Source organism: Deltaproteobacteria bacterium, from assembly GCA_026388545.1.
GTDB lineage: Bacteria > Desulfobacterota > Syntrophia > Syntrophales > UBA2185 > JAPLJS01.
Genome location: JAPLJS010000004.1, coordinates 1 through 8,072 on the forward strand (window position 1 = coordinate 1; position 8,072 = coordinate 8,072).

Genomic DNA, 8,072 nt, shown 5'->3' on the forward strand with positions numbered 1-8,072 from the left:
TCCTCCATCCGTTCCACTATTTTGGCTGTCAAAGAGCGTTTTCTGAGCCCGTGGCGCTGTCTCAGCTACATTTTCGACTCGGCGACTGGAAATATGGCCTGCGCTTCCAGAACCGCCGTGTGACTTTTTACGATGTCGTCACGTTTTACTGACGACGGAAGTATACATCAACCGGATAAACCAAAATAAAGACAGATACCGGTGACGGGATTTCCCGAAATATTTAATATTTTCACATCCTCGGTCCTTCTTCACGATAGAGCAAGAGAGACGAAAAGAGTAAGCCGATCATAAAAGCAGGCGAGAATTTTTATGTCTTGAAATATCATAGAGGCTATGTTACTTTTCCTACCGCTAAACGAACCGTGCAGCACAGGGGTAAAGTGATCTTTTGCCCTTGTTAGCAGAGAGTCCTCATGAATTAAAATGAGCAATCTGCAAAAACAGCAGGAGTTTCGTTGCAGGGTCTAAGGCTTTCAAAAAACAAACATTTTTTCTTCGTAACATTTTTCTCATAATCAGGTTCCTCGTTTATACGTACTGGTTCTAAATCGGAAACAGGTTCTTTCGTTAAGCCGGCTTGATGGACAGGGCTTGCAAAATGTAATTCTGTTCATATCTCAGAGGAGAACCGTCAATGAAAAAAACTCCACTCTATGATCGTCACCTCGCACTGGGCGGGAAAATTATTGATTTCGGCGGTTGGGCAATGCCGGTTCAATACAGAAATGTCATTGAAGAGCACCAGGCAACCAGAACGAAAGCGGGATTATTTGACATCTGCCATATGGGAGAGTTTGAAGTCAAAGGGCCTCAGGCTTTCGATCTGCTGCAATGGGTATTGAGCAGGAATTTAGAGGGACAGGACATCGGGCAGATCAAACTCGGCGTCATGACGAATGAACATGGCGGTATCATCGATGATGTGACTGTTTATCGACTCGGCCTGGAGAATTATCTTGTTGTGACGAATGCCGGTACGAAGGACAAGGATTTCTCATGGATTGAGACACAAAGAAAAAGTAAAGGTTTTTCCGATGTTCAGGTTACCGATATCAGCGATCAAACAGGTAAAATCGATATACAGGGTCCCCTGTCGCAGGCGATTCTTCAGAATATTACAGCGGCCGACCTGGTCCCTTTGCAATACTATCATGCCATAAACACGAAGGTCATGAATATTCCTGCCCTGGTGTCACGCAGCGGTTATACAGGGGAGGATGGGTTTGAGATCTACGCGGACAGCCGGAATATTGGAGAAATCTGGGATAAACTCCTGGAAATCGGTAAAGACTTCGGATTGAAACCAGCCGGACTGGGCGCCAGGGATACGCTTCGTCTAGAGGCCGGCATGATGTTATACGGAAATGATATGGATGAGACGGTAACCCCTTTAGAGGTCGTCTATGGATGGGTAACAAACCTGGAGAAGGACTTTGTCGGGAGTGCTGCTCTCAGAAAATTGAAAGAAAATGGCTTGACCAGAAAACTGGTCGGCTTCGAGATGATGGAAAGAGGAATTGCCAGACATGGGTATAAGGTATTCAACGATGGAGGTGAGATTGGGGCAGTGACATCGGGGACGTTTACTCCTACCTTGCAGAAGGCGGTGGGTCTTGCCTTTGTGCCCATATCGTACAATAAGCCGGGTACGGAGATTTTAATCCAGATCCGGGATCACCTTGCAAAAGCACGCATCGTTGGGTTGCCGTTTTATAAAAGGAAGAAATAGAATGTATTAAAGGGAGGGAAGAATGTCAAAACCAAATCCAACAGACAGAAAGTACACGAAAGAACATGAATGGGCAAAAGATAACGGAGATGGAACGATTACGATGGGCATAACCGATCATGCCCAGGAATTACTTACCGACATCGTCTTTGTAGAGCTTCCGGCAATTGGGAAAAAAGTCAAGCAGATGGACCAATTAGCGGTCGTAGAATCGGTTAAGTCCGTTTCTGATGTGTATGCACCGGTGAGCGGAGAGGTCATTGAAATCAATCAGGCTCTGGAGGGACATCCCGAAATTGTCAATCAGGACGCCTTTGGAGAAGGCTGGATCGCCAAACTAAAGATGGATAATCCGGCTGAATTGAATAACCTCATGGATGCCGCCGGCTACTCGGAGATGATCAAAGAGGAGAAACACTGATCCCTCATTCCCTCTCCCTTGATGGGAGAGGGTCAGGGTGAGGGTGAAAATCCGATTCATTGCCCCCTCCCCTTAATCCCCTCCCACCAGGGGAGGGGAAACTTATAAGGAGATTACGTCGGACTGACAATATCTCAATAACAAATTACCTTGTTACCTCATAGAAGAGAAAGGTATGCATTATGGATTACGTTCCCCATACTCCGGAAGATCAAAGGAAGATCATGGAGATTATCGGCGTCAGGACGGTTGACGAGCTTTTTACCGATATTCCCGAAAAATACAAATTCAAGAGGCTCCTTGACCTGCCTCCCGGCCTTTCCGAGCAGGAAGTATCCGCCCTGATGAAGGGTATCGGTTCCCGAAACGTAATTCCCCCGATCACCCTGATGGGGGCGGGCGTTTACCATCACTATATCCCTGCCGTTGTGGGGCATGTCATTTCCCGATCCGAGTTTTATACGGCATATACCCCCTATCAGGCGGAGATCAGCCAGGGAATCCTCCAGGCAATATATGAATACCAGACGATGATTGCAAAACTCACGGGCATGCAGGTTGCCAACGCATCCATGTATGACGGCGCATCAGCCATGGCCGAGGCCGCCGTACTGGCCGCCAAAACACTGAACAGAACGAAAATCGTCATCGTCCGATCCGTCCATCCCGAGTACCGGCAGGTGGTCGCTACGTATGCCTGGGCAAACGGATACGAGGTGGTTGAAACTCCGTACGGTAAATCCGGTCAGCTTGATCGGGATGCTTTGTTGCAGGCGGTGGATGAGCGAACCGCGGCGGTTCTGATACAGAGTCCTAATTTTTTTGGAATCATTGAGGATGTTGCCTCGATTGAGTCCGCAGTGCACGCGAAGGGAGCGCTTCTTGTCTCAGGATTTACGGAAGCGACATCTTTGGGTATTCTCAAACCGGCAGGTGTTATGGGCGCCGATTTTGTCGTCGGAGAAGGGCAGAGCTTTGGAAACCCGATGAACTACGGAGGTCCCTATCTGGGGATTTTTGCGAGCACCGATAAATTCCTGAGGAAGATACCCGGCAGGCTCGCCGGAGCAACGGTGGACAAAGAAGGCAAACGTGGCTTCGTCCTCACCCTCCAGACAAGGGAGCAGCACATCAGACGGGAAAAGGCTACATCAAACATCTGTTCCAATGAAGCCCTCTGCGCCCTGGCTGCCGCGGTTTACCTTGTCAGTCTGGGTAAAAACCTCAAGAAACTGGCAGAACTCAACATCCGGAAGGCACAGTATCTGAAGCAGAGGCTCTCCGAACTCAACGGATGGGAGGTCGTCTTCCCTGCTCCTGTTTATAACGAATTCGTTATTCGCTGTCCCGATCCGAAGGCAGTCAATCGGAAACTGCAGGCCGAAGGCATCATTGGAGGTTATGAGATCGAAAAAGATTATCCCGATCTGAAAAACACCCTTCTTTTCTGCGCCACGGAAATGCTTACGAAAGACGATATCGACAGGGTTGTTTCGTTCTTTGCTTAAAAATATCGATGAACTGGAGGGAACTCATGGAACTGATATTTGAAAAAAGCCGGGTGGGGAGAATGGCATCGAGTGTTCCGAAATGTGATGTGCCGGAGGTGGCTGTTGACAGTATTATCAATAAGAGCCTGCTCAATGATGATGTGGATCTTCCCGAGGTGGCGGAGGTGGACCTGATCCGGCATTATACGCAGTTATCAAAACGGAATTTCGGTGTCGATGTGGGATTCTATCCCCTGGGGTCCTGCACCATGAAATACAATCCCAAAGTAAACGAGGAGGCGGCAAAACTTCCCGGTTTTACGGCGCTCCACCCATACGCACCGATTGAATTTTCACAGGGATCGTTGCAGCTCATGTATGAACTGCGGCAATATCTCAGTGAAATCTTCGGTATGGCCGACTTTTCCCTCCAGCCCGCCGCGGGAGCCCACGGCGAACTTACCGGTGTTATGGTCATCAAGAAATTCTTTGAAAAAAAAGGTGAAAAGCGGACGCACATACTAATCCCCGATGCGGCCCACGGAACCAATCCCGCCTCCGGCGCCCTCTGCGGATACCAGGTAGTCACGGTGCGCTCCAATGCCGAGGGCGGCGTGGATATCGATCACCTGCGTGAACTGATGACAGAGAATGTTGCCGGTCTTATGCTTACGAATCCCAATACCCTGGGGCTCTTTGAGCGGAATATCGAACAGGTTGCCGGGATTGTTCATGCCAAAGGAGGGTTTCTCTACTGCGATGGAGCCAATGCCAACGCATTTATGGGGATGACGAAACCGGGGGATTTAGGCTTTGATGTGATCCAGCTCAATCTCCACAAGACGTTCTCGACCCCGCACGGCTGCGGCGGCCCCGGAAGCGGGCCGGTGGGAGTCGGAAAAGACCTGCTTCCGTATCTCCCGGTGCCCCGTGTTATTAAAAAGGGGAACACCTATGACTGGGATTACGACTGTCCGGATAGCATCGGACGGGTTAGGTCCTTCTACGGCAATTTTAACGTAATGGTAAAGGCGTACACCTATATCCGGTCTCTCGGGCCGGATGGTTTGAAGAGGGCAAGTGAAATCGCCGTCCTGAATGCCAACTACGTGAAAGAACGGTTAAAGCCGTATTATGATCTCGCCTATGACCGGATCTGTATGCATGAGTGCGTCTTTTCCGGAAGGCGGCAGGTCAAGGAAAGCGGTGTCCATACCACGGATATTGCCAAGCGTCTCCTGGACTATGGCTATCATCCGCCAACCATATACTTTCCGATGATTGTCCCCGAGGCCATTATGATCGAGCCGAACGAGACGGAAAGCAAGGAAACCCTGGATGCCTTCTGCGACACCATGATCATCATCGCCAGGGAGGCAAAGGAAAATCCGGATCTGGTCAAGTCAGCTCCTCTTACCACACCTGTGAGGCGTTTGGATGATGTCAAGGCGGCCAGGGAACCTGATGTATGCTGGGGAAAAACGAAGATAAGGGACACGGTGTAAATGAAGGTAATCCGGAAGGAAGAAAGAAATGGACAGGAATAAAGTCATTAAAAAACTGAAAGAAATCAAAGATCCTAAAGAAAGAGACAGGATCATCTGGGCTCTTGCAGGTAAGGAAAAGGATGTATTGAGCGATAAGCCGGCGTCGCTTGAGCCGAGAAGGACTGCCCGGATACCCCCTCCGAGGCAGGCGCAAAAACTCCCCGGCCTTCCCGGTGATGCCCGCAAGCTGATCGGCTATGTCTTCCCCGGCATTTTTGTTTTTTTCGGCCTTGTAAATCTCGTGCAGGCAGCAATGCAATATCACTTTACCGGACAGACTGAAGATGTCTTCCCCAGGCTCATCATGGGAGGACTCCTTGTCCTGTTCGGTATTTTCGGTATCGTTAAGGCAAAGAAGCAGGTTCAAGGCGGAAATGCAGATCAAAAGGAAACCTGAATGGTTGAAGGTAAAACTCCCGGCTTCGCGTGAATTCAATCATGTGAAGGGGATTCTGTCTCATTTTCACCTCCACTCCATCTGTCAAGAGGCACATTGTCCCAACATGACCGAATGTTTTCACTCCGGGACGGCCACTTTTTTGATTCTGGGGAATATCTGCACCCGCAACTGCCTCTACTGCAATGTTCAGCACGGCACTCCCGAAGATGTGAATGAAAGTGAACCGGAACGGCTCGCCAGGGCGGTCAAAGAACTGGGACTTCAGTATATTGTCATTACTTCAGTTACGCGGGATGATCTTCCCGATGGAGGAGCGGATATATTTGCCCGATGTGTAAAGAAGTTATATCGGGAAGTGCCGGGATGCAGGGTAGAAGTCCTTATCCCGGACCTGCAGGGCAACTGGGACGCCCTGGGATGTGTAATCGACGCCCGGCCCCATGTGATTAACCATAATGTGGAAGTCGTTCCTGCTTTTTTCAGGGATCTTCGACCCCAGGGGAATTATCATGTGTCTCTGGAATTGCTCCGTCGGGCGCATCAATATGGTGAAGAAAATATTATCACCAAATCGGGGTTCATGGTAGGTTTTGGAGAGGACTGGGGAGATATTCTGGCGCTGCTTCATGACCTGGCATCGGTTTACTGTGAAAGGGTAACTGTTGGCCAGTATCAACAACCGACGCGCGATCACTGGCCCGTCATGAAATATTACCACCCTGATGAATTTGAAGTGATCAAGGGGATGGCGTATGAAATGGGGCTGAAGCATGTTGAAGCCGGCCCCCTGGTCCGCAGTTCCTACCATGCGGCTGAAATCCTGTAAAATCGAATCTATAAGGTGTTATGATGTCTGATAAATATAATCTTATTGTTATCGGCGCCGGCCCCGGCGGTCATGCGGCGGCTGAACATGCCGCCAAAGGGGGAGCCGGGGTTGCCGTTATTGAGAAGAGCCAGTGGGGAGGAACATGCAGCAACCGGGGCTGTATTCCTACAAAAGCACTGCTGGCTTGCAGCAAACAATACGCAAACCTCAAGAAACTGAAGCGCCTTGGTATTTCTCCGGGGGAAGCTTCATTTGATTATGCCGCAATGAAGCGTCATCAGCGGCAGATGGTTACTACATCGTCCCTGGGTGTACAGAAATCTTTAAAGGATGCCGGAGTTGACATGAAATCCGGCGAGGGAAGACTTATTGCCCCGCGAGAGGTGGAATTACTATTGCCGGAGGGTGCAGTGAAGCGCCTGATTGCAGATACTATCATTATTGCCTGGGGATCGGAGCCGCTGCTTCCACCGCACATCAAACCTTCCTGCCGCATTTTAACATCCGATGGTTTTCTTGCGTTGGAGACGCTGCCGGAGTCGGTTATCATTGTCGGGGGAAGTGTTATCGGTGTGGAATTTGCGACGTTTCTTGCCGAATTGGGTGTCAAAGTTGCCCTCGTTGAACTCCTGGACCGTATCCTTCCTCTTGAGGATAAAGATGCGGCCGAATTCTTACGGCAGGAACTGACCCGTCTGGGCATCACCATTCACACAGCGGCAAACGTCGAGTCACTCCGGGAGACCCCGGACGGAGTGCATTTGAAAGCGACTCATAATATGCAGGATCTCGAAATAACAGCTGATTTAACCCTTCTGTGTACCGGCAGAAAGCCGCTTTTGCGTACTGATGAATTGGATCAGTGCGGTATCGGGTATAATCAGAAGGGTATCATCGTCAATGAGAATCAGATGACCAACAGAGAAGGCATTTACGCCATCGGCGATGTTACCGGGGGTATTATGCTTGCGCACAGGGCGATTCACCAGGGTAAATCCGTTGCCGGTTATCTCACGGGAGATCACCCGATTCGTTATAAGGAGGAAGCGGTACCCTCCGTCATTTATACTCATCCAGGCATAGCCCGTGTCGGACTAACCGAAACACAGGCAATAGAGCGGGGTTTAAAGGTGGAAACAAAGAGGGTGGAATACGCAGCCAATATCATGGCAAGGACGGATCTTAAAGGGAATGGGTTTGTGAAGGCGACCTTTTGCGAAGACAGGTTAATCGGTGTGACAATCGCGGGTGACGATGCCGGTGAGTTGATCGCTTCGATGAGTCTGGCTGTTGCGAATGGAATGGGGAAGAAGGAATTGAAAAAGTGGATCATTCCCCACCCGACGCTCAGTGAAATATTATGTCTTCTTTAACTTTGACGAACCCGTAAAAAGTCGAATTTTACCTCAATTTGTCATTCTCGTGAAAACGGGAATCCAGTATTTTCATATATATACACACTACCTGGATTCCCGCCTACGCGGGAATGACGACTTTTTACGAAGGCGTCAACTTTGACGACATCGTAAAAAGTCACACGGCGGTTCTGGAAGCGCAGGCCATATTTCCAGTCGCCGAGTCGAAAATGTAGCTGAGACAGCGCCACGGGCTCAGAAAACGCTCTTTGACAGCCAAAATAGTGGAACGGATGGA

The 8,072-nt window shown here is 49.7% G+C and carries 8 protein-coding genes; 7 read left to right on the forward strand and 1 reads right to left on the reverse strand.

Annotated features, from left to right (window positions below; translation table 11 throughout):
* Window positions 1-637 precede the first annotated feature (637 nt).
* From gcvT to lpdA, 7 genes are all read left to right on the forward strand, one after another.
* Window positions 638-1,732 (forward strand): glycine cleavage system aminomethyltransferase GcvT, encoded by a 1,095-nt coding sequence (gcvT, locus tag NTW12_00110; GenBank protein ID MCX5844758.1) that lies wholly within the window; start codon window positions 638-640, stop codon window positions 1,730-1,732.
* A gap of 22 nt (window positions 1,733-1,754) precedes the next feature.
* Window positions 1,755-2,153: a glycine cleavage system protein GcvH gene (gene gcvH, locus NTW12_00115; protein ID MCX5844759.1), complete on the forward strand. Its 399-nt coding sequence runs from the start codon at window positions 1,755-1,757 to the stop codon at window positions 2,151-2,153.
* 182 nt (window positions 2,154-2,335) lie between these two features.
* A complete protein-coding gene (gene gcvPA, locus NTW12_00120; protein MCX5844760.1) occupies window positions 2,336-3,661 on the forward strand; it encodes an aminomethyl-transferring glycine dehydrogenase subunit GcvPA in 1,326 nt (441 codons plus the stop codon).
* A gap of 26 nt (window positions 3,662-3,687) precedes the next feature.
* Window positions 3,688-5,148 (forward strand): aminomethyl-transferring glycine dehydrogenase subunit GcvPB, encoded by a 1,461-nt coding sequence (gene gcvPB / locus NTW12_00125; protein MCX5844761.1) that lies wholly within the window; start codon window positions 3,688-3,690, stop codon window positions 5,146-5,148.
* 28 nt (window positions 5,149-5,176) lie between these two features.
* A complete protein-coding gene (locus NTW12_00130; protein MCX5844762.1) occupies window positions 5,177-5,587 on the forward strand; it encodes a hypothetical protein in 411 nt (136 codons plus the stop codon).
* Entirely contained in the window at window positions 5,565-6,416 is an 852-nt protein-coding gene (gene lipA, locus NTW12_00135; GenBank protein MCX5844763.1) for a lipoyl synthase, read from the forward strand. The genes NTW12_00130 and lipA overlap by 23 nt, the downstream gene beginning before the upstream one ends.
* Window positions 6,417-6,436: 20 nt before the next feature.
* A complete protein-coding gene (gene lpdA, locus NTW12_00140) occupies window positions 6,437-7,792 on the forward strand; it encodes a dihydrolipoyl dehydrogenase (protein MCX5844764.1) in 1,356 nt (451 codons plus the stop codon).
* A gap of 41 nt (window positions 7,793-7,833) precedes the next feature.
* On the opposite strand, the gene NTW12_00145 is transcribed toward lpdA, so the two are convergent.
* A partial coding sequence (locus NTW12_00145) for a hypothetical protein (protein ID MCX5844765.1) occupies window positions 7,834-8,072 on the reverse strand: 239 nt, incomplete at its 5' end.